Annotated in this window: 27 protein-coding genes; 17 read left to right on the top strand and 10 right to left on the bottom strand. The window is 62.0% G+C overall.

What is annotated here, in order from left to right:
* Positions 1-8: 8 nt before the first annotated feature.
* The gene (locus tag B9A31_RS00415; RefSeq protein WP_019098078.1) at positions 9-341 is read left to right on the top strand and encodes a DOPA 4,5-dioxygenase family protein; all 333 of its coding nucleotides are present in this window, start codon (positions 9-11) and stop codon (positions 339-341) included.
* Positions 342-461: 120 nt separating this feature from the next.
* Here the strand turns inward: B9A31_RS00415 and trpA are convergent, their stop codons facing one another.
* Both trpA and trpB read right to left on the bottom strand, forming a co-directional pair.
* On the bottom strand, positions 462-1,271 hold the full coding sequence (gene trpA, locus B9A31_RS00410; RefSeq protein WP_019098079.1) for a tryptophan synthase subunit alpha: 810 nt from the start codon (positions 1,269-1,271) through the stop codon (positions 462-464).
* Positions 1,268-2,485 carry a tryptophan synthase subunit beta gene (gene trpB, locus B9A31_RS00405; RefSeq protein ID WP_015268451.1) on the bottom strand — a complete coding sequence of 406 codons (1,218 nt, stop codon included), beginning with the start codon at positions 2,483-2,485 and terminating at the stop codon, positions 1,268-1,270. The genes trpA and trpB overlap by 4 nt, the downstream gene beginning before the upstream one ends.
* A 110-nt stretch (positions 2,486-2,595) precedes the next feature.
* Between trpB and B9A31_RS00400 the strand changes: the two genes are divergently transcribed.
* Entirely contained in the window at positions 2,596-3,492 is an 897-nt protein-coding gene (locus B9A31_RS00400) for a LysR family transcriptional regulator (RefSeq protein ID WP_027614793.1), read from the top strand.
* Here B9A31_RS00400 and B9A31_RS00395 read toward each other — a convergent pair.
* Positions 3,489-3,812 carry an ElaB/YgaM/YqjD family protein gene (locus B9A31_RS00395; protein ID WP_016712811.1) on the bottom strand — a complete coding sequence of 108 codons (324 nt, stop codon included), beginning with the start codon at positions 3,810-3,812 and terminating at the stop codon, positions 3,489-3,491. The two genes, B9A31_RS00400 and B9A31_RS00395, sit on opposite strands and share 4 nt — an antisense overlap.
* A gap of 151 nt (positions 3,813-3,963) precedes the next feature.
* Between B9A31_RS00395 and B9A31_RS00390 the strand changes: the two genes are divergently transcribed.
* Complete coding sequence (locus tag B9A31_RS00390; RefSeq protein WP_003253076.1) at positions 3,964-4,179, top strand: dodecin; 216 nt, start codon at positions 3,964-3,966, stop codon at positions 4,177-4,179.
* Positions 4,180-4,280: 101 nt separating this feature from the next.
* On the top strand, positions 4,281-4,502 hold the full coding sequence (locus B9A31_RS00385) for a DUF1161 domain-containing protein (RefSeq protein WP_025754212.1): 222 nt from the start codon (positions 4,281-4,283) through the stop codon (positions 4,500-4,502).
* A 37-nt stretch (positions 4,503-4,539) separates the two neighbouring features.
* Here B9A31_RS00385 and B9A31_RS00380 read toward each other — a convergent pair whose 3' ends face one another.
* A complete protein-coding gene (locus B9A31_RS00380) occupies positions 4,540-5,544 on the bottom strand; it encodes an LLM class flavin-dependent oxidoreductase (protein ID WP_025754211.1) in 1,005 nt (334 codons plus the stop codon).
* 154 nt (positions 5,545-5,698) lie between these two features.
* Between B9A31_RS00380 and B9A31_RS00375 the strand changes: the two genes are divergently transcribed.
* Together B9A31_RS00375 and B9A31_RS00370 are read left to right on the top strand one after the other, a co-directional pair.
* Positions 5,699-6,124 (top strand): OsmC family protein, encoded by a 426-nt coding sequence (locus B9A31_RS00375; protein WP_027614792.1) that lies wholly within the window; start codon positions 5,699-5,701, stop codon positions 6,122-6,124.
* 73 nt (positions 6,125-6,197) lie between these two features.
* Positions 6,198-6,431: a DUF1161 domain-containing protein gene (locus B9A31_RS00370; protein ID WP_016712815.1), complete on the top strand. Its 234-nt coding sequence runs from the start codon at positions 6,198-6,200 to the stop codon at positions 6,429-6,431.
* A 35-nt stretch (positions 6,432-6,466) separates the two neighbouring features.
* Here the strand turns inward: B9A31_RS00370 and B9A31_RS00365 are convergent, their stop codons facing one another.
* Positions 6,467-6,880: a PA0061/PA0062 family lipoprotein gene (locus B9A31_RS00365; protein WP_019098083.1), complete on the bottom strand. Its 414-nt coding sequence runs from the start codon at positions 6,878-6,880 to the stop codon at positions 6,467-6,469.
* Between the two features lie 55 nt (positions 6,881-6,935).
* Positions 6,936-7,349 (bottom strand): PA0061/PA0062 family lipoprotein, encoded by a 414-nt coding sequence (locus B9A31_RS00360; protein WP_016712817.1) that lies wholly within the window; start codon positions 7,347-7,349, stop codon positions 6,936-6,938.
* An 85-nt stretch (positions 7,350-7,434) separates the two neighbouring features.
* On the opposite strand from B9A31_RS00360, the gene B9A31_RS00355 reads away from it, so the two are divergent.
* Positions 7,435-8,508, top strand: a complete 1,074-nt coding sequence (locus B9A31_RS00355) for an aminopeptidase (protein WP_027614791.1) — start codon at positions 7,435-7,437, stop codon at positions 8,506-8,508.
* A gap of 33 nt (positions 8,509-8,541) precedes the next feature.
* Here the strand turns inward: B9A31_RS00355 and B9A31_RS00350 are convergent, their stop codons facing one another.
* The gene (locus B9A31_RS00350) at positions 8,542-9,192 is read right to left on the bottom strand and encodes an HAD family hydrolase (RefSeq protein WP_025754209.1); all 651 of its coding nucleotides are present in this window, start codon (positions 9,190-9,192) and stop codon (positions 8,542-8,544) included.
* Positions 9,193-9,251: 59 nt separating this feature from the next.
* On the bottom strand, positions 9,252-9,800 hold the full coding sequence (locus B9A31_RS00345; protein WP_016712820.1) for a gamma carbonic anhydrase family protein: 549 nt from the start codon (positions 9,798-9,800) through the stop codon (positions 9,252-9,254).
* Positions 9,801-9,902: 102 nt separating this feature from the next.
* On the opposite strand from B9A31_RS00345, the gene prlC reads away from it, so the two are divergent.
* The 6 genes from prlC to B9A31_RS00315 all read left to right on the top strand — a co-directional run bounded on the left by prlC (position 9,903) and on the right by B9A31_RS00315 (position 18,182).
* A complete protein-coding gene (gene prlC / locus B9A31_RS00340; RefSeq protein WP_232889095.1) occupies positions 9,903-11,954 on the top strand; it encodes an oligopeptidase A in 2,052 nt (683 codons plus the stop codon).
* On the top strand, positions 11,951-12,232 hold the full coding sequence (locus B9A31_RS00335) for a YheV family putative zinc ribbon protein (protein ID WP_019098084.1): 282 nt from the start codon (positions 11,951-11,953) through the stop codon (positions 12,230-12,232). Before prlC ends, B9A31_RS00335 begins: the two co-directional genes overlap by 4 nt.
* A 110-nt stretch (positions 12,233-12,342) precedes the next feature.
* A complete protein-coding gene (locus B9A31_RS00330) occupies positions 12,343-14,337 on the top strand; it encodes a M3 family metallopeptidase (RefSeq protein ID WP_084296579.1) in 1,995 nt (664 codons plus the stop codon).
* Between the two features lie 70 nt (positions 14,338-14,407).
* Complete coding sequence (locus tag B9A31_RS00325; RefSeq protein WP_084296578.1) at positions 14,408-15,466, top strand: PA0069 family radical SAM protein; 1,059 nt, start codon at positions 14,408-14,410, stop codon at positions 15,464-15,466.
* Positions 15,467-15,739: 273 nt separating this feature from the next.
* Positions 15,740-16,459, top strand: a complete 720-nt coding sequence (locus B9A31_RS00320) for a carbonic anhydrase (RefSeq protein WP_016712825.1) — start codon at positions 15,740-15,742, stop codon at positions 16,457-16,459.
* 190 nt (positions 16,460-16,649) lie between these two features.
* Complete coding sequence (locus tag B9A31_RS00315) at positions 16,650-18,182, top strand: SulP family inorganic anion transporter (protein ID WP_025754206.1); 1,533 nt, start codon at positions 16,650-16,652, stop codon at positions 18,180-18,182.
* Between the two features lie 76 nt (positions 18,183-18,258).
* Here the strand turns inward: B9A31_RS00315 and B9A31_RS00310 are convergent, their stop codons facing one another.
* A complete protein-coding gene (locus B9A31_RS00310; RefSeq protein WP_019098088.1) occupies positions 18,259-18,900 on the bottom strand; it encodes a hypothetical protein in 642 nt (213 codons plus the stop codon).
* 369 nt (positions 18,901-19,269) lie between these two features.
* On the opposite strand from B9A31_RS00310, the gene coxB reads away from it, so the two are divergent.
* The 4 genes from coxB to B9A31_RS00290 are packed head-to-tail and all read left to right on the top strand — an operon-like array spanning position 19,270 to position 23,511.
* Positions 19,270-20,397, top strand: a complete 1,128-nt coding sequence (coxB, locus tag B9A31_RS00305; RefSeq protein ID WP_019098089.1) for a cytochrome c oxidase subunit II — start codon at positions 19,270-19,272, stop codon at positions 20,395-20,397.
* A 43-nt stretch (positions 20,398-20,440) separates the two neighbouring features.
* Entirely contained in the window at positions 20,441-22,030 is a 1,590-nt protein-coding gene (ctaD, locus tag B9A31_RS00300) for a cytochrome c oxidase subunit I (RefSeq protein WP_016497403.1), read from the top strand.
* 10 nt (positions 22,031-22,040) lie between these two features.
* Positions 22,041-22,607, top strand: coding sequence for a cytochrome c oxidase assembly protein (locus B9A31_RS00295; protein WP_016712829.1), 567 nt, complete (start codon positions 22,041-22,043; stop codon positions 22,605-22,607).
* Positions 22,608-22,623: 16 nt separating this feature from the next.
* Entirely contained in the window at positions 22,624-23,511 is an 888-nt protein-coding gene (locus B9A31_RS00290; protein ID WP_019098090.1) for a cytochrome c oxidase subunit 3, read from the top strand.
* Between the two features lie 109 nt (positions 23,512-23,620).
* Here B9A31_RS00290 and B9A31_RS00285 read toward each other — a convergent pair whose 3' ends face one another.
* Positions 23,621-23,824 (bottom strand): twin transmembrane helix small protein, encoded by a 204-nt coding sequence (locus B9A31_RS00285; protein WP_019098091.1) that lies wholly within the window; start codon positions 23,822-23,824, stop codon positions 23,621-23,623.
* Between the last annotated feature and the right edge of the window lie 18 nt (positions 23,825-23,842).

Below are 23,842 nucleotides of genomic sequence, written 5' to 3'. Positions count from 1 at the left end.
GAGTTATTGTGCAAAGAATCAAGGGCTACCACGCACACGTTTATTACGACGCGGCAACGATGGAGCAGGCACGTGAGCTGTGTGAGGAGGCGGCGCGGCTGTTCCCTGTGACCATGGGGCGTATGCACCAGAAGCCGGTGGGGCCGCACCCGGACTGGAGTTGCCAGCTGGCGTTCGAGCCGGAATTTGTCGGGGTGGTGTTGCCTTGGTTGGCGCTGTACCGCAAGGGGTTGGTGGTGTTCATGCACCCGCTGACCGGGGATGAGCTGGCGGACCACCGGGACCATGCGATCTGGATGGGTGCTGTGCGGCCTTTGGATCTTTCTATTTTTGGTGGGTAAATCTCAGTTGCCTGTGATGGCCTCTTCGCGGGCAAGCCCGCTCCCACAAGTCCTCCACAAAATTCAGCATCTGTGTCGTCCCTGTGGGAGTGGGCTTGCCCGCGAAGAAGGCGATGCGGTTTAGCGACGAGCCCCGCGCACGCCTTCAGCCAGTGCCGAGCACAAGCTCAACACATCATTCACTGCCTGGTCCGCACTAGTGGCCTGGGCAATCTTGTCGACCAGCGCCGACCCCACCACCACACCATCCGCCAAGCGGGCGATGTTCGCGGCCTGCTCCGGGGTGCGAATGCCGAAACCAACGCTGATCGGCAGATCGGTATGCCGACGCAGGCGGGCAATGGCCTCGGTCACGTGCTCGGTGGTCGCCGAGCCGGCACCGGTTACACCGGCCACCGACACGTAGTAGACGAACCCGGAGCTGCGCTCCAGTACGCGCGGCAGGCGCGCATCGTCGGTGGTCGGGGTGGTCAGGCGGATGAAGTCGATGCCTGCAGCCTGGGCCGGGGTGGCCAGTTCGGCGTCGTGTTCGGGCGGCAGGTCGACGATGATCAGGCCATCGACGCCGGCTTGCTTGGCTTCAGCCACGAACTTTTCCACGCCAAAGCGGTGGATCGGGTTGTAGTAGCCCATCAGCACGATCGGCGTGGTGTGGTTATCCACACGGAATTCGCGAACCATCTGCAGGGTCTTGGCCAGCGTCTGGCCAGCCTCCAGGGCGCGCAGGGTGGCCAGCTGGATGGCCACGCCGTCGGCCATCGGGTCGGTGAACGGCATGCCCAGTTCGATCACGTCGGCGCCAGCGGCCGGCAGGCCCTTGAGGATCTGCAGCGAAGCGTCGTAGCCCGGGTCGCCTGCGGTGACGAAGGTGACCAGTGCCGAACGGCCTTCGGCCTTCAGTTCGGCGAAGCGTTGTTCAAGACGGCTCATGCCTGTTTCTCCTGGGCGGCCATGTGGTTCATGACGGTTTGCATGTCTTTGTCGCCGCGGCCCGACAGGCACACGACCATCAGGTGGTCCTTGGGCAGCTTCGGTGCGCGCTTGATCGCTTCGGCCAGGGCGTGGGAGCTTTCCAGGGCCGGGATGATGCCTTCCAGGCGGCAGGTGGCGTGGAACGCATCCAGCGCTTCGTCGTCGGTGATGCTGACGTACTCGACGCGCTTCACTTCGTGCAGGTAGGCGTGCTCCGGGCCGATGCCCGGGTAGTCCAGGCCTGCGGAAATCGAGTGGGCGTCGGTGATCTGGCCGTCTTCATCCTGCAGCAGGTAGGTGCGGTTGCCGTGGAGCACGCCCGGTACACCGCCGTTCAGGCTGGCGGCGTGCTTGTCGGTGTGTACGCCGTGGCCACCAGCTTCGACGCCGATGATCTGCACGCTTGGTTCTTCGAGGAACTCATGGAACAGGCCCATGGCGTTGGAGCCACCCCCCACGCAGGCAACCAGGCTGTCTGGCAGGCGGCCTTCCTTTTCTTGCAGCTGGGCGCGGGTTTCCTTGCCGATGATCGACTGGAAGTCACGGACCATGGCCGGGTACGGGTGTGGGCCGGCCACGGTACCGATCAGGTAGAAGGTGTCTTCGACGTTGGTCACCCAGTCGCGCAGGGCTTCGTTCATGGCGTCTTTCAGGGTGCCGGTGCCGGCAGTGACCGGGACGATCTCGGCGCCCAGCAGCTTCATGCGGAACACGTTGGCCTGCTGGCGCTCGATGTCGGTGGCGCCCATGTAGATCACGCAAGGCAGGCCGAAGCGGGCAGCGACGGTGGCGGTGGCCACGCCATGCATGCCGGCGCCGGTTTCGGCGATCAGGCGCTTCTTGCCCATGCGCTTGGCCAGCAGCACCTGGCCGATGCAGTTGTTCACCTTGTGCGCGCCGGTGTGGTTGAGCTCTTCACGCTTGAAGAAGATCTTGGCGCCGCCACAGTGTTCGGTCAGGCGCTCGGCGAAGTACAGCGGGTTCGGGCGGCCGATGTAGTCGCGCTGGAAGTAGGCCAGTTCTTCGAGGAACTTGGGGTCTGCCTTGGCCGCTTCGTATTCGCGGGCCAGGTCCAGCACCAGTGGCATCAGGGTTTCGGCCACGTAGCGGCCGCCGAACGAGCCGAACAGGCCGTTGGCGTCGGGGCCGGGGCGGTATTGGGACTGGGTCATGGGGCGCTCCAGGGCGTAATGAATGAGTGATGGGCTTTACTCTAACCACGGCAAGCCCGGCTGAAAACCGATAAGATTGCGCAAACTTGTCAGAAAAACTCACAGGTAAAATGGCCCACGACCTCCCTCCCCTCAATGCACTGCGAGCCTTTGAAGCCGCTGCCCGGCTTAACAGCGTCAGCCAGGCGGCCGAGGCCCTTCATGTGACCCACGGTGCCGTCAGCCGGCAGATCAAAGTGCTTGAAGAGCACTTGGGCGTGGCCCTGTTCGTCAAGGACGGGCGCGGCATCAAACTCACAGATGCCGGGGTGCGCCTGCGCGATGCCAGTGGCGAAGCCTTCGACCGGCTGCGCAGCGTGTGTGCCGAGCTCAGCCGTGATGTCAGCGAAGCGCCGTTCGTGTTGGGCTGCTCCGGTAGCCTGTTGGCGCGCTGGTTCATCCCACGGCTGGGGCGGCTACAGGCGGATTTGCCCGAGCTGCGCTTGCACCTGTCGGCGGGTGAAGGTGACCTCGACCCGCGGCGGCCTGGGCTGGACGCGCTGCTGGTGTATGCCGAACCCCCGTGGCCTGCGGACATGCAGGTGTATGTACTGGCCGAGGAACGTATCGGGCCAGTTGTGAGCCCCCATTACGCCGGCTTTGAACGCTTGCAGGGAGCGCCTGCCAAGGCGTTACTGGGCGAAGCCTTGCTGCACACCACCTCGCGCCCGCAGGCCTGGCCTACCTGGGCGCAGGAACAGAGACTGGACCCTGCAGCCATTCACTATGGCCAGGCGTTCGAGCACCTGTATTACTTGCTGGAAGCCGCTGTGGCGGGGTTGGGTGTGGCGATTGCGCCACAGCCATTGGTTGCTGATGACTTGCGTGCGTGCCGCTTGAGTGCGCCGTGGGGCTTTTCCCCTACCCCTGCCGCGTTGGCATTGTGGGTGCCCAGGCGCGCCGCAGACGGGCGCGCCGAGCAGTTGGCGCAGTGGCTACGTGCCGAATTGGCGCGGCAGAGCGCCTAGTTTCGTTTGCACATCAGGTAGGCCGCCAGCAGGCCCAGTGCCCCAATGGCCACGCCAGCGGTGGTGTACGGGTGTTCCTGGGCGTAGTCGCGGGTGGCGATGCCGGTCTGACGGGTGCGCTGCTTCACTTCTTCATAGGCATCGCTCAGCAGGCTGCGCGAATGACGGAGGGCACTCTCAGCGTTGCTGCGGATTGCCTTCACCGACTTCTGGGACTCTTCCGACGCATCGTGCTTGAGGTTCTCCAGGCTTTTCAGAAGGCTCTCGATCTCTGCTTCCATGCTTTCCAGGGACGTTTTACGCAGCGAGTTACGGTGCATGTTGACTCTCCTTTGCAGTATGGGCTGTAAGGAGTGCGACCGTTGGTATGCGTGAAAGTGCGATCGAACTTTGGCCGTGGGTGACGGCTCGCAGATAAACCAGGCCTGCGCTGCTAGGCTAAAAAATCACCGTCACCCAAGGAGAACGCTCATGACCGATCATCACACGTACAAGAAGATCGAACTGGTGGGGTCTTCGCCTACCAGCATCGAAGAGGCGATCAACAATGCCCTGGCCGAAGCGGGCAAGAGCATCAAGCACCTGGAGTGGTTCGAAGTGGTCGATACCCGTGGTCATATCCGCGATAACAAGGCCGCGCACTTCCAGGTCACGCTGAAAGTCGGTTTCCGTATCGCCAACAGCTGATGCTGCGCCGGGGTAGATGATCCCGGCTTGATGGGGTATTTAGGAAGGGGGCGCCTTGGCGGGCGCCCTTTCTGATTTCATCTGCACAAGGAAAGCGATCGATGAACAAACTGATTCTGGCCCTGGGCCTTATGACCCTGGCTGGCGGCGCCATGGCGGCGGGCAAGCCGTGCGAGGAGCTGAAGGCGGAGATTGCGGCCAAGCTGGATGCCAAGGGCGTCACCGGATACAAGCTGGAGATCGTCAACAAAGGCGAGCCGGCCGGCAAGGTGATTGGCAGCTGTGAGGCCGGTACCAAGGAGATTGTGTACCGCCGCGGTTGAAGTGTTGGCTCCTTCGCGGGCAAGCCCGCGAAGGAGGTCACTCGGTTTTCAAGGCCTGCGCCAACAGTTCATAGGACCTCACCCGGTCCGCATGCTCATACAAGTCACAGGTAAAGATCAGCTCATCCGCTCCGGTTTGCTCCAGCAGCACCTCCACCTTGGCCCGTACTTTCTGCGGGCTACCGATCATCGCCAGGCCCAGGAAGCTACCCACAGCATCCCGCTCATGCGGCAGCCATAGCCCATCCATGCTTTCCACTGGCGGCTTTTGCATCAGGCTCTGCCCGCGAATCAGCGCCAGGATGCGCTGGTACACCGAGGTAGCCAGGTACTCGGCCTTTTCATCGGTTTCGGCCACCACCATGGGAATGCCCAGCATCACATACGGCTTGTCCAGCGTGGTCGATGGTTTGAAGTGGTTGCGGTAAACGCGGATGGCTTCGTGCATGTAGCGCGGTGCGAAGTGCGAGGCGAAGGCGTAGGGCATGCCGCGCATCCCGGCCAGCTGGGCGCTGAACAGGCTGGAACCCAGCAACCACATGGGTACGTCGGTGTCATGCCCCGGTACGGCGATCACTTTTTGATCATCGGTGCGTGGGCCGAGGTAGCGCGAAAGCTCCTCGACATCGTCCGGGAAGTCGTCCGGGCCACCGGCGCGATCTCGGCGCAAGGCGTAAGCCGTCATCTGGTCGGAACCTGGCGCACGGCCCAGGCCCAGGTCGATTCGCCCGGGGTACAGGCTGGCCAGGGTGCCAAATTGCTCGGCGATCACCAGTGGCGCATGGTTGGGCAGCATCACCCCTCCTGAGCCCACGCGAATGGTCGACGTCCCCCCTGCCAGATAACCGATCAGCACCGAGGTGGCTGAACTGGCGATGCCGTCCATGTTGTGGTGCTCGGCCACCCAGAAGCGGTTGTAGCCAAAGCGCTCGACGTGTTGTGCCAGGTCCAGCGAATTGCGCAGCGACTGCGCGGGGCCGGCGTCGGCGCGTACGGGCACCAGATCGAGGGTGGAAATTTTCAGGTCGCGCAGTTGCGTCATTGGAGCCTCCGCAAAGGTGGTTGGCCAGAGGCCTTTTGATCTCTGTATGGGCATATTCGGGGGATTCAATGCTTGCTGTGAGATTGGTCTGAACTTGCTGTAGGCGGCTGGCCTCTGAACCCATAAGCACGTAACCGAAAGACAAGGAGGCAGCATGAAAAAGACAGCATCGGCGATCTGGCAAGGTGGCCTGAAGGACGGCACTGGCCTGCTTTCCACAGAAAGCGGCGCGCTCAAGCAGAACCCTTATGGCTTCAACACCCGCTTTGAGGGCTCGCCGGGCACCAATCCGGAAGAGTTGATCGGTGCAGCCCATGCGGGCTGTTTTTCGATGGCGCTGTCGATGATGCTTGGTGAAGCGGGGCTCACGGCGGACCGGATCGACACTGCTGCCGAGGTGACGCTAGACAAGCTGCCTGATGGCTTTGCCATTACAGCCGTGCACCTGGTGCTCAGGGCCAAGGTGCCTGGTACAAGCGAAGCGCAGTTTCTGGAGATAGCCAACAAGGCCAAGGAAGGTTGCCCGGTGTCCAAGGTGCTGAACGCGAAGATCAGCCTGGATGCCGCGCTGGTTGGCTGAAGCGGCGCAACGGTGGCGGTTTGCTGTAGTCTAAACAGCGTCGGCAGCACGCTGCCTCTTCAGGAGCCGTTCCATGATTCGCGTAGCAATCGCCGTGTTGGCTTCCCTGGCCGCCACCTCCACGTTGGCGGCAGTGAAACCGTGCGAGGAGCTGAAAGCCGAGATCGAGGCCAAGATCCAGGCGCAGGGCGTGCCTTCCTACACCTTGGAGATCGTGCCCAACAGCGAGGTCAAGGACCAGAATATGGTGGTCGGGACCTGCGATGGCGGGACGAAGAAGATCATCTACCAGAAGAATGACCGGTAGCCATGAGACCCGGGGCTGCGTGGCAGCCCCGGCTTTCACGGAATACAGAACACATTGCTAGGCTCGTTCACCAGCACCTTGCGGCTGGCGTCGTACAGCAGCACCTGCGGCTCCATCACCGGAGCCCGTGCCTCCAGGCGATAGCGCTCGCCGGCCTTGAAGTTGTCAAAGCGCACGGTCAGGTAGCAGGTGCGGTCCCGGGGCTCGCTCATGATGCCGCCGGAGTAGATTTCATAATCGAAGCGCACCACCAGTTCGTGCTTGCCGGGGGTTACCTGGAAGTAACGGCCATCCTCCAGGCGTTTCCCGTCAAGGCGGTCGGCCATGATCACCCGGCCGGGGGTCATGGTGTAGAGGTCGACCCAGGCCTGCTTGGGGTCGACGGGCGGCAAGGGGCTGGCGCAAGCCCCCAGTGCACTGAGGGCGATCAGCATCATGGGCTGGCGCATGGCAAGACTCCCACTTGCGATGTACAAGGTACAAGCATAGCGCCGTTTGCGGGGTTCAGGTGCGTTGGCAGCCTGCAGGCAGGCCTTGGCCGAGCAGTTTTTGCTGCTGGTCGTAGAGCTTGATCCAGGGGCGGAAGCCAATGCTGCCGGCTTGCAGCTGGTAGCGCTGCCCGGCGCTGAAGTCCTTGAAGGTCAGCTTGACCTGGCAATCGCGCCACAGCGGCTCATCGACCGGGCCGATATTGCTGGGGGTAACCGGAAACTGGTAGCGCACGGTCAGCTCGTGGCTGCCAGGCGGTACCTCAAAATAGCGGCTGTCGACCCACTCTCGTTCGTCGACCTGCACGGCGTGCAGCGACGTGTTGTCGTAGGGGGTGAGGTCGATCCAGGCCTGGTTCGGGTCCGGGTCTGGCAACGTTGAACAGGCACAAAGTAGCGACAGTGAACCGGCGACCAACAATGCACGCATGGCGAAACTCCCCCTTGGCGAGATAGTCTTGGAGTGAATCGGCCTTGAGCGAGTCAGACAGTCCCGGATGCTTCGACTTTTTCTTATGCAGCGCTCAGGCCCTGGGGCACTCGACCGCGTTTTCATCCCTTTGGTTCCCCTGCTGGCCGCGCTCCTGCTGAACGGTTGCAGCAGCGTTGCCTACTATGGGCAGTTGGCTGAGGGCCAGTGGCAATTGCTGCGTGCGCGGCAGCCTGTCGCGCAGGTGATAGCCGACCCGGCGACGCCCCCGCAATTACGATCGCACCTGGCACACGCTGAACAGGCGCGGGTATTCGCCAGCCAGCAGCTGAAACTGCCGGATAACCGCAGCTACCGGGTTTACGCCGACATTGGCCGGCCTTATGTGGTGTGGAATGTCTTCGCCACGCCCGAGCTGTCGTTGCAGCCTATTACGCACTGCTTCCCGATCGCGGGGTGCGTGGCGTATCGCGGCTACTACCAGCAAGGCGCGGCCCGTGGGGCGGCGGCGCTGATGCGGCAAGACGGGCTGGATGTGTACGTTGGCGGTGTGGAGGCGTATTCGACGCTGGGTTGGTTCGATGACCCGATTCTTTCTTCGATGGTGGGCTGGGGCGACGAGCGCCTGGCCACGCTGATCTTCCATGAACTGGCTCACCAGCGCTTTTATGTGCAGAACGACACCGAGTTCAACGAGTCGTTTGCCTCCTTCGTCGAGCAGGAAGGCACGCGGCAATGGCGCGTGGCGCGTGGGCTTGCCGCCATTGGCGGGGATCAGGGGCAGCAGCGTGAGCAGTTCATCCGGCTGGTGCTGGCCAGCCGTGAACGGCTGCAGGCGATCTATTCAGGCACACTGGACGAAGCGCACAAGCGGCAGGCCAAGCGGGCCGAGTTCGAGCGCTTGAGGCGCGAGTACCGGCAGGTGCGTGATGGCCAGTGGGGGGGGGACAAACGCTATGACGCCTGGGTGTATGGGCCGTTGAGCAATGCCAAGTTGTTGCCGTTCGGGCTTTATGACCAATGGGTGCCGGCTTTTGAGGCGCTGTTCCGCGAGGTGGGTGGGGATTGGGGGCGGTTTTATGAGCGGGTCGAGCAACTGGGACGGTTGCCGATTTCTGAAAGGAAGGCGGCGTTACAGGGGTTGATGGTTAGCCAGTGAGATTTTGGGGCTGCAAAGCAGCCCCCAGGGCCATCAAGCCTTGATAAATGCCTGATGCATCTCGGCCAAGGTCGCAAAATGATAGGCCGGTTCCTCCGCCATCAACTCCTCCTGGCTACCAAAACCATACCCCACCGCCACGGCCTGCAAGCCATTGCTGCGTGCGCCAATCAGGTCATGCTTGCGGTCGCCGATCATCAGTGTCTGGGCCGGGTCCAGCCCTTCTTCGTCCAGCAGGTGGCGAATCAGCTCGACCTTGTTGGTTCGGGTGCCGTCCAGTTCGCTGCCGTAGATCACCTTGAAGTGGTGGTCGAAGGCGAAGTGCCGGGCGATTTCACGGGCGAACTCCCAGGGTTTGGAGGTGGCGATGTACAGCGTGCGGCCTTGCCCGGTCAGGGCTTCAAGCAACTCCGGCACACCCTGGAACACAAGGTTTTCGTACAGGCCGGTTACGCGGAAGCGCTCCCGGTAGAAGTTCACCGCCTCCCAGGCCTTGGCTTCGTCGAAGCTGTAGAACTGCATGAAGGCCTGCAGCAGGGGTGGGCCGATGAAGTGCTCGAGGCGGGTAAGGTCGGGTTCGTCGATGCCCAGCTTGGCCAAGGCATACTGGATTGAACGGGTGATGCCCAGGCGTGGGTCGGTCAGGGTGCCGTCGAGGTCGAACAGAATGTTTTGCTGATGCATTTACTGAGTTCCACTTGAGTGCTGCATTGCCTTCTTCGCGGGCTTGCCCGCGAATGCGGTCATTCCGGTTGGTCGTAGCCTTCGGCCAGGTGCTGGTCCTTGAGCTTCACGTAGTTGCCGGCGCTGTAGGAGAAGAATGCGCGCTCGTTGTCGTTCAGCAGCCGGGCCTGTTTCACCGGGCTGCCCATGTACAGGTAGCCACTGACCAAGCGTTTGCCGGGCGGCACCAGGCTGCCGGCGCCGATGATCACTTCGTCCTCGACGATGGCGCCGTCCATGATGGTGCTGCCCATGCCGACCAGAATGCGGTTGCCCAGGGTGCAGCCGTGCAGCATCACTTTGTGGCCGATGGTCACTTCGTCGCCGATGATCAGCGGGAAGCCGTCCGGGTTGAAAGGGCCGGCATGGGTGATGTGCAGCACGCTGCCATCCTGCACGCTGGTGCGTGCGCCGATACGAATGCGGTGCATGTCGCCGCGCACCACGGTCAACGGCCAGACCGAGCTGTCTTCGCCAATCTCCACATCGCCCAGCACTACCGCCGAACGGTCGATAAAGGCCCGTGATCCAACTTTCGGAGTGTGTTGCTGGAAGCTTCGGATGGCCATGATAGCGTCTCTCATCTGTGCCGATAGGCAGGCTGCCTGCTGCGGTCGGCGTCGATTGTAATTAAGATGGGGCAGTGTTTCTTCTGCCAAGGTATCCAAACCGTGACTGCGAACAACCCGCTTCTGCAATCCCACGATCTGCCGCCCTTCTCGCAAATCCGTGCCGAACACGTGTTGCCGGCGATCGAAGCGATCCTGGCCGACAACCGTAAAGCCATTGCCGAGATCCTCGACAAGCAGGGCAAGAACCCCTCCTGGGCTGGCCTGGTGCTGGCCATGGATGAACTGAACGACCGCCTGGGTGCTGCCTGGAGCCCGGTCAGCCACCTGAATGCGGTGTGCAACAGCGCTGAACTGCGCGAGGCCTATGAGTCGTGCCTGCCGGCGTTGAGCGCCTACTCTACCGAACTGGGTCAGAACCGTGCGCTGTTCGACGCCTACCAGGCTTTGATCAACAGCCCCGAAGCCGCCGGTTTCGACGTGGCGCAAAAGACTATCCTCGAGCATGCCCTGCGTGACTTCCGCCTGTCGGGCATCGACCTGCCGGCAGACAAGCAGCAGCGTTACGCCGAAGTGCAGAGCAAGCTCAGCGAGCTGGGTAGCCGCTTCTCCAACCAGCTGCTCGATGCGACCCAGGCCTGGACCAAGCACGTCACCGACGAAGCCGCGCTGGCTGGCCTGACCGACTCGGCCAAGGCGCAGATGGCCGCCGCTGCCCAGGCCAAGGGCCTCGACGGCTGGCTGATCACCCTGGAATTCCCCAGCTACTACGCAGTCATGACCTACGCCAGCGATCGCGCCCTGCGCGAAGAGCTGTACGCCGCCTACTGCACCCGCGCCTCGGACCAGGGCCCGAACGCCGGCCAGTTCGACAACGGCCCGGTGATGCAGGAAATCCTCGGCCTGCGCCAGGAGCTGGCCGAACTGTTGGGCTACAAGAACTACGCCGAGCTGAGCCTGGCCACCAAGATGGCCGAGTCCAGCGACCAGGTGCTGAACTTCCTGCGTGACCTGGCCAAGCGTTCCAAGCCATTTGCCGCTCAGGACCTGGAGCAACTGAAAGCCTACGCCGCCGAACAAGGCTGCCCTGAGCTGGCCAGCTGGGACGCCGGCTACTTTGGCGAGAAACTGCGCGAGCAACGCTACAGCGTTTCGCAGGAAGCCCTGCGTGCTTACTTCCCGATCGACAAGGTGCTGAGCGGCCTGTTCAGCATCGTGCAGCGCCTGTACGGCATTGAAATCGCTGAGCTCAAGGGCTTCGACAGCTGGCACCCGGACGTGCGTCTGTTCGAAATCAAGGAAAACGGCCAGCACGTCGGCCGCTTCTTCTTCGACCTGTACGCCCGTGCCAACAAGCGCGGCGGCGCCTGGATGGACGGCGCCCGTGACCGTCGCCGCACTGCTGCTGGCGAGCTGCAGAGCCCGGTGGCCAACCTGGTGTGCAACTTCACCCCGGCCGCACCCGGCAAGCCGGCGTTGCTGACCCACGATGAAGTCACCACCCTGTTCCACGAGTTCGGCCATGGCCTGCACCACATGCTGACCCGCATCGAGCATGCCGGTGTATCCGGCATCAACGGCGTGGCCTGGGACGCGGTCGAGCTGCCGAGCCAGTTCATGGAAAACTGGTGCTGGGAGCCGGAAGGCCTGGCGCTGATCTCCGCCCACTACGAAACTGGCGCCCCCCTGCCCCAGGACCTGCTGGACAAGATGCTGGCGGCAAAGAACTTCCAGTCGGGCATGATGATGGTGCGCCAGCTGGAGTTCTCGCTGTTCGACTTCGAACTGCATGCGACCCATGGCGACGGCCGCAGCGTGTTGCAGGTGCTCGAAGGCGTGCGCGACGAGGTGTCGGTGATGCGCCCACCGGCGTACAACCGCTTCCCCAACAGCTTTGCGCACATTTTCGCGGGCGGTTACGCAGCCGGCTACTACAGCTACAAGTGGGCCGAAGTGCTGTCGGCCGACGCCTTCTCGCGTTTCGAGGAAGAAGGCGTGCTGAATGCCGAAACTGGCCGCGCGTTCCGTGAGGCGATCCTGGCCCGTGGTGGTTCGCGCGAGCCAATGGAGCTGTTTGTCGACTTCCGTGGGCGTGAGCCTTCCATCGATGCGTTGCTGCGCCACAGTGGCCTCACCGAGAGCGCCGCAGCATGAGCGAGGTTGCCGTGAACAAGACCAAGAAACGCTTCATTGCCGGGGCGGTATGCCCGGCGTGCAGCGAGCCTGACAAGCTGATGATGTGGAGCGAAGACGACACCCCGCACCGTGAGTGTGTGGCCTGCGGCTTCACCGACACCCTCAACGAGCAGGGGCTTTCGGTGCCCAAGGAGCTTGGCACCCGGGTCAACCACCTGGCACCCAAGGCCACGCCAGCCAAGGTGCAGACGGTGCAGTTCTTCCCGAATCCGAAGCTGAAGAAACCGGCAGAGTAATGCTGTCGTGCCACCCGGGTGCAAAGCCCGGGTGGTAGATAGTCAGGCCCTCCGGCATACGCTGGCCATGCACGCTCTCTTGCTTCTTTCCACGAGCAAAGTGACGTGCCATGGACAACCCTCTGCTGCAAGCTAGCCACATCCCTATCGATTTCCCTTCCATCACCCTTGAAAGCATGCGTGCGGCTTTCGATCATGTGCTACTGGCGCACGAGCAAGGGATCGAGCGCATCATCCGTGATCAGCAGGCCATGCCCACCTGGGATGACATGGTGCTGGCGGTGGACGGCCTGGACAGCCAGCTACTGGCGGTGTTGTATGCCGCCTCGCCATTGGTTGGCCGGGATGAAGCCTGGGCCAACGCCATCATCGAGTTTTACGGTAAAGCGACGGCATGTTTCGAACAGAAGTTCGTCAACATGGGTTTGCATGCACTCTATGAGCGTTTGGCCAACAGTGACATTGGCAAGCAGTTGGATGCCCAGAAACGCGCCACCTTGCGTTGGCATCTGGACAAGTTCGCCTCCAGCGGGGCGTTGCTCGATGCCGCTGGCAAGGCGCGCCTGGCAGACCTTCAGGCGCAGATCGCTGTTGCCTGCAACGCATTTCGCAGCAACATCAACCGGCCAGGGCTGAGTATTGCCGATGAGTCCGAATTGAGCGGCATCCCACAGCGGATACGCGACACATTGGCTGCACGGGCGCAGGAAAGCGGTGAGCCGGGCTGGTTGATAGCCTGTGACAGCGTGACCACTGATGAGGTGCTCAAGCATGCCGCCAACCGCCAGCTACGTGAGCGTGTTTACCGGGCATTCCACGCCCGTGGCGTCAGCCAGGATCTCAAACTGGACAACCGCTCATATCTGCAGCACTTGGCCCAACTGCGCGAGGAAAAGGCCCTTCTGCTCGGTTTTCCCGGCCATCTGGAGCAGAGCCTGCATGTGAAGAGTGCGGGTTCCGTGGCTCAGGTGCGCGGCTTTCTTCATGCTTTGGCCGATGATGTGCGCCCGGCCATGTTGCGCTGGCGCTCACAGGTGGCGCGTCAGGCTGCCGATCACGGGCTGGAGAATCCGCAACCTTGGGACTACGACTACTTGCAGGCGTCTTCGCGCGGCGAGTTGTCCAGCGAAATCCTGCGTGACTACTTTCCGCTGAACACGGTTGTCAGCGCGCTACAGGCGCTGGCGCAGAGGCTGTTTGGTGTGGTGCTCCAGCCTAAGCCGCTCGCTACCTGGGATGAAAGCGTGCAGCCGTTCGAGGTGTGGCAGGACAACGCCTTCATCGGTTTTCTGTATCTGGATGCCGTGCAGCATGCCGGAAAGCAGCCAGACGCCGTGGTCACCACATACCTACGCAACCGCCGGGTCGATGCCGAGGGTATCTACCAGGCCGCGTCGGTGGTGGTTTTCAGCGATGTGCCGCAGGCACCGCCAGGTAGCCAGCCATTGCTCGACCACTTGTCACTGCGCAAGTTGTTCCATGAGTTCGGCCATGCCCTGCACCATTTACTGGTGCGTACGACGAACCACGTGATGTCCAACGTGACCGAACTGGGCACCGATGGTGTGGAGCTGTTTGGCAAGCTGTTCGAGCGTTGGGTCTGGGATGCTGATTACCTGGTGTCGATTTCGGCTCATGCAAGCGATGGCAGCCCGCTGACCCGGCGGCAAGCCGATGAATGCCTGGAGGCGCTGCGGCAGCAGGGCGTGGAGGAAATCGCGCGTCATCTGAGCCTGGCGCTGTTCGACATGGACCTGCATGCCGCACCGAACGATGGCAGGTCCTTTGAGCAGCGCCTGAATGAGGCCCGTGAGCGCTGTGGCTACTGGCCACTCGCTGATTTCGAGCACCCGGCGCATGCCTTCGAGCACCTGGTGAATGGCTACGATGCGGGTTATTACGCCTACCTGTGGTCGGATGTGCAGGCCTTTGACGTGTTCACACGCTTCGAGGCCGAGGGCCTGTTGAACCGGGCCACGGGCCAGGCCCTGCAGGACGCGTTGTTCGCCCCGGGTGCATCGCGCCCACTGCGCGAAGGCATCGAGGTGTTTCTGGGGCGGCAACCTGAACAGGCAGCGTACCTGAGCTGGCATGGCCTGAAGTAGCCAGACCAGAGGTGCTGGAAAGATTCTGGCGTGCATTATACTGTATATGGATACAGTATAGAGGTGAGCCATGATTGCTCCAGCACCGCGAAAGGGCCGTGGCACGGCGCACAACCCCCATAACCGCTTTGCCCCGAGCCATTCGGTGGCAGTGGATGATGGCTGGTACCAGGAAGTGCCACAGACGCAAGGCACTGAAGTGCGGGTCGAGACCGCCAAGTCGGTGATCAGTCGTAACACCTCGCCCGATCTGCCCTTCGACCGCTCCATCAACCCTTACCGTGGCTGCGAGCATGGTTGCATCTACTGCTATGCCCGCCCCTCGCACGCCTATTGGGACCTTTCCCCCGGCCTCGATTTCGAGACCAAGCTGATTGCCAAGACCAACGCCGCCGAGGTGCTTGCGCAACAATTGAGCAAACCGGGCTACGTGTGCGCGCCGATCAACCTGGGCTCCAACACCGACCCTTACCAACCGATCGAGCGGGAGCACATGCTCACCCGGCGGCTGCTTGAGGTTTTGCTGCGTTTTCGCCATCCGGTGACCATTGTCACCAAGGGTTCGCTGGTGTTGCGTGATCTCGACTTGCTGGCCGAGATGGCCCGCCAGCGCCTGGCGCGGGTAATGATCAGCCTGACCACGCTGGACGATGATCTCAAGCGGGTGCTGGAGCCACGCGCGGCCTCTCCCGGCGCTCGGTTGAGGGCTATCCGGGTATTGCGCGAAGCGGGTGTGCCGGTGAGTGTGTTGTGTTCGCCGATGATTCCGATGATCAATGACAGTGAACTGGAACGCCTGTTGGAGGCGGCCAAGGAAGCCGGCGCACAGAGCGCGGCCTACATGATGCTCCGCCTGCCGCTGGAGGTGGCGCCCTTGTTCGAGCAGTGGCTGCAGGACCATTACCCGCAACGGGCTGCGCATGTACTGAGCCTGATTCGCCAGAGCCGGGGCGGCGAGCTGTACGACAGCCGGTTTGGCGCGCGCATGCGCGGCGAAGGGGTGTTTGCCGAGCTGTTGGCCCAGCGTTTTGCCAAGGCCATGAAGCGGCTGAACTTTGAGGGGCGGGAAGCGCAGGCGCTGGATTGCTCGGCATTCTGCCCACCTGGGGGCCAGATGGCGTTGTTCTGATGCCTGCAACTCAGCTAATGACACCCAATAATTTTGCTAATCTATATTGGCAACTGATGCTTTTTTGCTATTATCCAGATCCCGCCTTTCCTGTCTGGAACGCCCGTTCTAGAGCCGTCGAATTAAGTTTCAGTTAAGTTTTCCCCGCTAGCGTAGGAAATCAGTCCACACCGACTGTGATCAATGGCCCGTGCGTGTCATCTAAATCCCTGCATAGCCAGAATCTTTCACCGGTAAAATGGATTTACCTACACACCGTCAAGAGGATGAATCATGCCCGTCAAGGACCCATCCAAGGTCGTTCCGGATGTACCCGCCGAGGGCGCCGATGCAGCCCTGAAGCACATCGTCGACGGCTTCCTGCGCTTTCACCATGACGTCTTCCCCGAGCAGCAAGAGCTGTTCAAGAAGCTCGCCACTGCGCAAACGCCGCGTGCCATGTTCATTACCTGCGCCGACTCGCGCATCGTCCCCGAGCTGATCACCCAAAGCTCGCCAGGCGACCTGTTCGTGACCCGTAACGTGGGTAACGTGGTACCGCCTTACGGCCAGATGAATGGCGGTGTTTCCAGCGCGATCGAGTACGCCGTACTTGCACTGAAAGTGCACCACATCATCGTATGTGGCCACTCCGACTGCGGCGCCATGCGTGCGGTACTCAACCCGCAATCGCTGACCAAGATGCCAACCGTTTCCGCCTGGTTGCGTCACGCTGAAGTGGCGCGCACCGTGGTCGAGAACAACTGCTCGTGCGGTAGCGAACACGAGACGATGCAGGTGCTGACCAAGGAAAACGTCATCGCCCAACTGCATCACTTGCGTACCCATCCTTCGGTTGCCTCGCGCCTGGCAGCCGGTGAGCTGTACATCCATGGCTGGGTCTACGACATCGAGACCAGCAAGATCGAAGCCTACGATGCCGCCAGCGACAGCTTCTTGCCCCTGGCTGCTGGCGAGCCGGTCCCCTGCGCTACCCCGAGAGGCCGCTACTAAGCGACCCATCCACCGCTAGAACTTTGATAGCCGGCTGCACCCTTCAGGGTGTGGCGCGGCCTTCTGCTGCCTTGAATTCCCTGACTGCCCTGCCGGCACGCCCGCTGGCGGCCCGCGCCTGCGCGCTCGTCAGGGGCAAACGTGCCCACGGCCAGGGGAATGGCCGTGTGACTGAGAATGGAGAAACACGGTGAACATTACACAGTTGAAAGCGGCCCTGCCGCGTGAGTTGCTGGCGTCGGTGGTGGTCTTTCTGGTGGCCTTGCCGTTGTGCATGGGCATTGCGATCGCCTCGGGCATGCCGCCGGCCAAAGGCCTGATTACCGGCATTATCGGCGGCATTGTCGTGGGTTTCCTCGCCGGTTCGCCGCTACAAGTCAGCGGCCCGGCCGCCGGCTTGGCGGTGCTGGTGTTCGAGCTGGTGCGCCAGCACGGCATGGCCATGCTGGGGCCGATACTGCTGCTGGCCGGGTTACTGCAGTTGCTGGCTGGGCGCCTGCGCCTGGGATGCTGGTTCCGCGTCACCGCGCCAGCGGTGGTGTACGGCATGCTGGCGGGGATTGGCGTGCTGATCGTGCTGTCGCAAGTGCATGTCATGTTCGACACCGCGCCCCAGCCTTCCGGCATGCAGAACCTGCTGGAGTTCCCGGCAACCGTGGCCGCAGCCTTGCCACAGGAAAGCGCTGGTACCGGCTGGATGGCCGGTGCGCTGGGCCTGGGTACCATCGCCATCATGTGGGGCTGGGAGCGCTTGCGGCCGCAGCGGCTGCGCTTCGTCCCGGGTGCCCTGCTGGGTGTTGCGGCGATGACCGGCATCAGCATGTGGCTGGCCTTGCCGGTCAACCGGGTGCAGGTGCCGGCAGACTTGTCCGAGGCCATCGACTGGATCCGCCCGGAAGATCTGATGCAGTTGGCCGACCCTACCCTGCTGGTCGCAGCCTTCGCCCTGGCGTTCATTGCCAGCGCTGAAACCCTGCTGTCGGCTGCGGCGGTAGACCGCATGCACAGCGGCCAGCGCTCGGACTTCGACCGTGAGTTGTCGGCCCAGGGGATCGGCAACATGCTCTGCGGTGTGTTGGGTGCTTTGCCGATGACTGGCGTGATCGTGCGCAGTTCGGCGAATGTGCAAGCGGGTGCGCAAACCCGGGCTTCGGCGATCTTCCATGGCCTTTGGCTGCTGGCGTTCGTAGTGGCGCTGAGTAGCGTGCTGCAACAGATTCCGGTGGCGAGCCTGGCGGGTGTGCTGGTGTTTACCGGGGTAAAGCTTGTGGACTTCAAGGCGTTTCGCGGATTGGGCCGTTATGGCCGCATGCCGATGTTCACCTATGCGGCGACAGCGCTGGCGATCATCTTTACCGACCTGCTGACCGGCGTGCTGCTTGGCTTTGCCCTGACCTTGCTGAAGCTGGCGTTCAAGGCGGCGCGGCTGAAGATCAATCTGGTGAGCCTGGAGAAGGCTGGGCACATGGAGCTGCGGCTTAGCGGTGCGGCGACGTTCCTCAAGGTGCCGGCGCTGACTCAGGTGCTGGATAGTGTACCGGCGGGGACCACGCTGCATGTGCCGTTGGGTAACCTGAGCTACATCGACCACTCGTGCCTTGAGCTGCTTGAAGACTGGGGCCGCAGCAATGCGGCGAATGGGGCGCGGTTGCTGATAGAACAGCGGCGCTTGAAGCGGCGGATCGAGGGGCGGTTGCGGACTACGGCGGGGCTTGGTACCTGATACCGATCCTTAACAGGGTGATTTTTGTAGGAGCAGCCTTGTGCCGCTCCTACAGGGATCTCACCGGGCTCTGGATTCAGGCCGGCTGACCCAGCTCCACACCCAGCTGCCGCGACAGGCACGGCCAGCGCTTCCAGGCCTCGCCAGTTGCCGGGCTGCTCAGTTTTTCGCGATAAGCCTCCACTGACTCCACCGCAAAACTCTCGTCATTGAGCATTTCGTCAACCGAGTGATGCACCACTTCATCCAGCTGGTTGGCAAATTCCTCGCCAATCAGCTGGTGGGCAATCAGATTGGCGACGGTCGTATCGACCGGGATCAGCGGCTGCTGGAAGTGACGGATATACAGATCGTTCACCTCTTCCACCAGCCGGTGCGCCAGGTAGGCCTCGTCCAGCAGGCAGTCCAGGCCCACATGCCCTTGCATCACGCTGGGCGGCTGCAGGAAGTAGGCTTCGGCAATTTTCAGTACCGGCTTGATCTGCGACTCGATCCCGGCCTCGCGGGCAACCGCATGTGCGGCCTCCAGCAGTTCCGGAACCTGGTCGATGTAGGCGCTGACGAAGCGCGCCAAAGTACCCTGGGCGTCCTGCTCAGGCAGTTGGATCGAGGGGTGCAGGTGCGGCAGTTGCAGCTCGAGACGCTGTTTCAATTGGCCAGTCTGGCCTTCATGTTGATGGGCTTGGCTTACCTGCTCGCGTACAGCAGCGATGTTCATGACAACTCCAGGGACATTACGTTTCAAACGGAAGACACTAAATTAGCTCGGTATACAGAATACCTAAGACCTATTTGTTATAAATCTCGCAAACGTGTGCGCTCTCAGGCATATCAAGGTGCCATTATTGCGCCATGCCCCCTCAAGCGTGCGGTTTTCAGGCAATTTGGCCATTTCGTGAAGTTCATTTCACAGGCTTCATTGCGTGCCATTGGTCGCTGTCTATACTCCCGGTGAACGTGATTCGTTGATGAGGCCCGACTGCTTTTAGCAGGGGCTCGGTCGTCGAAGCCAGGCAGTCTTGACCGCCGTTCCCTCTTGCCGCAGGCCACGCCTCCGGGACAACAAGAATTAGAAGGGGAACCCGCAATGATGCGACATCCACATGTCTGGATGGGCCTCCTGTTGTGGTCGGTTTTTGGTCAGGCCAACGCCGCCTGGACCGTGAACATGCACCCGGGGGCGACGGAAGTCTCCAACGCCGTCTTCGACCTGCACATGACCATCTTCTGGGTCTGCGTGATCATCGGCATCGTGGTTTTCGGCGCGATGTTCTGGTCGATGGTCATCCACCGCCGTTCCACCGGTCAGCAGGCCGCGCATTTCCACGAGCATACCTGGGTGGAAATCCTCTGGACCGTGGTGCCCTTCCTGATTCTGGTGGCCATGGCCATCCCGGCCACCAAGACCCTGATCGACATCTACGACGCCAGCGAGTCGGACATCGACATTCAGGTCACCGGCTACCAGTGGAAGTGGCACTACAAATACCTGGGCCAGGACGTGGAGTTCTTCAGCAACCTGGCCACCCCCGCCGACCAGATTCACAACAAAGCCCCCAAGGACGAGCACTACCTGCTCGAAGTCGACCAACCGCTGGTGCTGCCGGTGGGTGCCAAAGTGCGCTTCCTGGTAACGGCCGCCGACGTTATCCACTCCTGGTGGGTGCCGGCTTTTGCGGTCAAGCGCGATGCCATCCCCGGCTTCGTCAACGAAGCCTGGACCCGTATCGAGAAGCCCGGCATCTATCGCGGCCAGTGCACCGAGCTGTGCGGTAAGGATCACGGTTTCATGCCGGTGGTGGTCGAGGTGAAATCCAAGGCCGACTACGACACCTGGCTGGGTGAGCGCAAAGCCGAAGCCGCCAAGCTCAAGGAGCTGACCAGCAAGGAATGGACCCTGGAAGAGCTGGTGGAGCGTGGCGACAAGGTCTACCACACCACCTGCGTGGCCTGTCACCAGGCCGAAGGCCAGGGCTTGCCACCGATGTTCCCGGCATTGAAGGGCTCGAAGATCGCTACCGGGCCCAAGGAAGGCCACCTGAGCATCGTCTTCCACGGCAAACCCGGTACCGCCATGGCTGCATTCGGCAAGCAGCTCTCGGAAGTGGATATTGCCGCCGTGGTCACCTACGAGCGCAACGCCTGGGGCAACAACAAGGGCGACATGGTCACGCCGAAGGACGTGCTGGCGCTGAAGCAGGCAGAAGCGCAATGAACCGGGTTACTCGCGGCAATCAATGGGTTGCAGGAGACAGGACATGAGCACAGTGATCGACGACCACGCCCACGGCCATGAGCACGCCCACGGCCCGGCCAAGGGCCTGATGCGCTGGGTGCTGACCACCAACCATAAAGACATCGGCACGATGTACCTGTGGTTCAGCTTCATCATGTTCCTGCTTGGCGGCTCGTTCGCCATGGTGATTCGCGCCGAGCTGTTCCAGCCCGGGCTGCAAATCGTGGAACCGGCGTTCTTCAACCAGATGACAACCATGCACGGCCTGATCATGGTGTTCGGCGCGGTGATGCCGGCCTTCGTCGGCCTGGCCAACTGGATGATCCCGTTGATGATCGGCGCGCCCGACATGGCCCTGCCGCGCATGAACAACTTCAGCTTCTGGTTGTTGCCGGCGGCGTTTCTGTTGCTGGTGTCGACCCTGTTCAGCCCCGGCGGCGGGCCGAATTTTGGCTGGACCTTCTACGCCCCGCTGTCCACCACCTATGCACCGGCCAGCGTCACCTTCTTCATCTTCGCCATCCACCTGATGGGCATCAGCTCGATCATGGGCGCGATCAACGTGATCGCCACCATCCTCAACCTGCGTGCCCCCGGCATGACCCTGATGAAAATGCCGCTGTTCGTCTGGACCTGGCTGATTACCGCGTTCCTGCTGATTGCGGTGATGCCGGTGCTGGCCGGTGTGGTGACCATGATGCTGATGGACATCCACTTCGGTACCAGCTTCTTCAGCGCCGCCGGTGGCGGTGACCCGGTGCTGTTCCAGCATGTGTTCTGGTTCTTCGGCCACCCCGAGGTGTACATCATGATCCTGCCCGCCTTCGGTGCGGTCAGCTCGATCATCCCGGCGTTCTCGCGCAAGCCGCTGTTCGGCTACACCTCGATGGTGTACGCCACCGGCGCGATTGCCTTCCTGTCGTTCATCGTCTGGGCCCACCACATGTTCGTGGTCGGCATCCCGGTGGTGGGCGAACTGTTCTTCATGTACGCCACCATGCTGATCGCCGTGCCCACCGGGGTGAAGGTGTTCAACTGGGTCAGCACCATGTGGGAAGGCTCGCTCACCTTCGAGACGCCGATGCTGTTTGCCATCGCCTTCGTCATCCTGTTCACCATCGGCGGCTTCTCCGGCTTGATGCTGGCCATCGCCCCGGCGGACTTCCAGTACCACGACACCTACTTCGTGGTCGCACACTTCCACTACGTGCTGGTGCCCGGGGCGATCTTCGGCATCTTCGCCTCGGCCTACTACTGGCTGCCGAAATGGACCGGCCACATGTACGACGAAACCCTCGGCAAGCTGCACTTCTGGCTGTCGTTCATCGGTATGAACATGGCCTTCTTCCCCATGCACTTCGTGGGGCTGGCCGGCATGCCACGGCGCATTCCGGACTACAACCTGCAGTTCGCCGACTTCAACATGGTGTCGTCGATCGGGGCCTTCATGTTCGGTGCCACGCAAATCTTCTTCCTGTTCATCGTCATCAAGTGCATCCGTGGCGGCGCGCCGGCACCGGCCAAGCCTTGGGATGGCGCCGAGGGCCTTGAGTGGTCGATCCCCTCGCCTGCGCCCTACCACACCTTCCAGACGCCACCGGAAGTGAAATAGGAAGCCCGCCATGAACGGCCTGTCGCTCAAACGCCTGGTAACGCGCCTGCTGATGCTGACGGTGGTGATGTTCGCCTTCGGCTTCGCCCTGGTGCCGATCTACGACGTGATGTGCAAGGCCTTTGGCATCAACGGCAAGACTGGCGGGCAATACGAAGGCAGCCAGGTCAGCGACCCGTCGCGTTCGGTGCGGGTGCAGTTCATGTCGACCAATGCCAGCGACATGGTCTGGGATTTCTACTCCACGGCTGACCAGTTGGAGGTCAACCCGGGTGCGGTGAACCAGATGATCTTCATTGCCCACAACCCGACCGACCGGCCGATGAGTGCGCAGGCGATACCCAGCATTACCCCGGCCGAGGCCGCCGCGTATTTCCACAAGACCGAGTGCTTCTGCTTTACCCAGCAGGTGCTGCAGCCCGGCGAACGCATCGAGATGCCGGTGCGCTTCATCGTCGACCGCGACCTGCCGGCCAGCGTGAAGCACCTGACACTGGCCTACACCTTGTTCGACATCACCGCTCGCCACCCGCCGGTCGCGCATGTTGCGGCCCAGGACGTTCAGGGCGCCCGTTAAGGGAAGGAGAACAGCAATGGCAAGTCATGAGCACTACTACGTTCCGGCGCAGAGCAAGTGGCCGATCATCGCCACCATCGGCATGTTCATCACGGTGTTCGGCCTGGGCACCTGGTTCAATGACATGAAGGCCGGCCACCCGGAATCGCACGGGCCGCTGATTTTCTTCGTGGGTGCATTGTTCCTGGCCTACATGCTGTTTGGCTGGTTCGGCGCCGTGGTGAAGGAGAGCCGCGCGGGGTTGTACAGCCCGCAGCTGGACCGCTCGTTCCGCTGGGGCATGAGCTGGTTCATCTTCTCCGAGGTGATGTTCTTCCTCGCCTTTTTCGGTGCGCTGTTCTACGTGCGTGTGCTGGCCGGGCCGTGGCTGGGGGGCGAAGGGGCCAAAGGGGTTGCGCACATGTTGTGGCCGACTTTCGAGTTCACCTGGCCGCTGCTGCACACGCCCGACCCGAAACTGTTCCCGCCGCCCAAGGAAGTGATCGACCCGTGGCACCTGCCGCTGATCAACACCATCCTGCTGGTCAGTTCCAGTGTGACCATCACCATTGCGCACCATGCGCTGCGCCGTGATCACCGTGGGCCACTGAAGTTCTGGATGGCGCTGACCATTCTTCTGGGTATCAGCTTCATTACGTTGCAGGCCTACGAGTACCACGAGGCCTATACCAAGCTGGGGCTGACGCTGGGTTCGGGGATCTATGGTGCGACGTTCTTCATGCTGACCGGCTTCCACGGCGCCCACGTGACGTTGGGGACGATCATCCTGATCGTGATGTTCGTGCGCATTTTGCGTGGGCACTTCAACCCGGAGAAACACTTCGGCTTCGAGGCGGCCAGTTGGTACTGGCACTTCGTTGATGTGGTTTGGGTGGGGTTGTTCATCTTCGTGTATGTGCTCTAGGGCCAATCGCCGGCAAGCCAGCTCCCACAGGGGGCACTGACCCTGAGGCATGTGGGGTTCCTGTGGGAGCTGGCTTGCTGGCGATGAGGCCATCAAACCAACTGCACATTCAGAAGGGAGCATGCGAAACCAGCTGACCACTGATAAAGCCCCAGGCGACCAGGCCGACTGTCAGGGCCGCCAGGGTCACCCGCACGGTCAGCGCCTTGAGCAGGCGGGTCGAGTTTTCATCGTCTTTGACCAGAAACACCAGGCCACTGAACAGGCTGGCAATCGTGGCCAACAGCATCAGGACAATCGCGGCCTTGAGCATGGCGCTACTCCGGGGGGG

It is taken from the genome of Pseudomonas sp. URIL14HWK12:I5 (assembly GCF_900176445.1).
Taxonomy (GTDB): domain Bacteria; phylum Pseudomonadota; class Gammaproteobacteria; order Pseudomonadales; family Pseudomonadaceae; genus Aquipseudomonas; species Aquipseudomonas monteilii.
Note: the sequence above shows the minus strand (reverse complement) of the source record. Positions and strands in the feature narration are given on the sequence as shown.

Coding starts and splice junctions, on each gene's coding strand:
- trpA (WP_019098079.1), bottom strand. CDS start 1,271: ATGAGCCGTCTTGAACAACGCTTCGCCGAACTGAAGGCCGAAGGCCGT.
- trpB (WP_015268451.1), bottom strand. CDS start 2,485: ATGACCCAGTCCCAATACCGCCCCGGCCCCGACGCCAACGGCCTGTTC.
- B9A31_RS00400 (WP_027614793.1), top strand. CDS start 2,596: ATGGCCCACGACCTCCCTCCCCTCAATGCACTGCGAGCCTTTGAAGCC.
- B9A31_RS00395 (WP_016712811.1), bottom strand. CDS start 3,812: ATGCACCGTAACTCGCTGCGTAAAACGTCCCTGGAAAGCATGGAAGCA.
- B9A31_RS00390 (WP_003253076.1), top strand. CDS start 3,964: ATGACCGATCATCACACGTACAAGAAGATCGAACTGGTGGGGTCTTCG.
- B9A31_RS00385 (WP_025754212.1), top strand. CDS start 4,281: ATGAACAAACTGATTCTGGCCCTGGGCCTTATGACCCTGGCTGGCGGC.
- B9A31_RS00380 (WP_025754211.1), bottom strand. CDS start 5,544: ATGACGCAACTGCGCGACCTGAAAATTTCCACCCTCGATCTGGTGCCC.
- B9A31_RS00375 (WP_027614792.1), top strand. CDS start 5,699: ATGAAAAAGACAGCATCGGCGATCTGGCAAGGTGGCCTGAAGGACGGC.
- B9A31_RS00370 (WP_016712815.1), top strand. CDS start 6,198: ATGATTCGCGTAGCAATCGCCGTGTTGGCTTCCCTGGCCGCCACCTCC.
- B9A31_RS00365 (WP_019098083.1), bottom strand. CDS start 6,880: ATGCGCCAGCCCATGATGCTGATCGCCCTCAGTGCACTGGGGGCTTGC.
- B9A31_RS00360 (WP_016712817.1), bottom strand. CDS start 7,349: ATGCGTGCATTGTTGGTCGCCGGTTCACTGTCGCTACTTTGTGCCTGT.
- B9A31_RS00355 (WP_027614791.1), top strand. CDS start 7,435: ATGCAGCGCTCAGGCCCTGGGGCACTCGACCGCGTTTTCATCCCTTTG.
- B9A31_RS00350 (WP_025754209.1), bottom strand. CDS start 9,192: ATGCATCAGCAAAACATTCTGTTCGACCTCGACGGCACCCTGACCGAC.
- B9A31_RS00345 (WP_016712820.1), bottom strand. CDS start 9,800: ATGGCCATCCGAAGCTTCCAGCAACACACTCCGAAAGTTGGATCACGG.
- B9A31_RS00335 (WP_019098084.1), top strand. CDS start 11,951: ATGAGCGAGGTTGCCGTGAACAAGACCAAGAAACGCTTCATTGCCGGG.
- B9A31_RS00330 (WP_084296579.1), top strand. CDS start 12,343: ATGGACAACCCTCTGCTGCAAGCTAGCCACATCCCTATCGATTTCCCT.
- B9A31_RS00325 (WP_084296578.1), top strand. CDS start 14,408: ATGATTGCTCCAGCACCGCGAAAGGGCCGTGGCACGGCGCACAACCCC.
- B9A31_RS00320 (WP_016712825.1), top strand. CDS start 15,740: ATGCCCGTCAAGGACCCATCCAAGGTCGTTCCGGATGTACCCGCCGAG.
- B9A31_RS00310 (WP_019098088.1), bottom strand. CDS start 18,900: ATGAACATCGCTGCTGTACGCGAGCAGGTAAGCCAAGCCCATCAACAT.
- coxB (WP_019098089.1), top strand. CDS start 19,270: ATGATGCGACATCCACATGTCTGGATGGGCCTCCTGTTGTGGTCGGTT.
- ctaD (WP_016497403.1), top strand. CDS start 20,441: ATGAGCACAGTGATCGACGACCACGCCCACGGCCATGAGCACGCCCAC.
- B9A31_RS00295 (WP_016712829.1), top strand. CDS start 22,041: ATGAACGGCCTGTCGCTCAAACGCCTGGTAACGCGCCTGCTGATGCTG.
- B9A31_RS00290 (WP_019098090.1), top strand. CDS start 22,624: ATGGCAAGTCATGAGCACTACTACGTTCCGGCGCAGAGCAAGTGGCCG.
- B9A31_RS00285 (WP_019098091.1), bottom strand. CDS start 23,824: ATGCTCAAGGCCGCGATTGTCCTGATGCTGTTGGCCACGATTGCCAGC.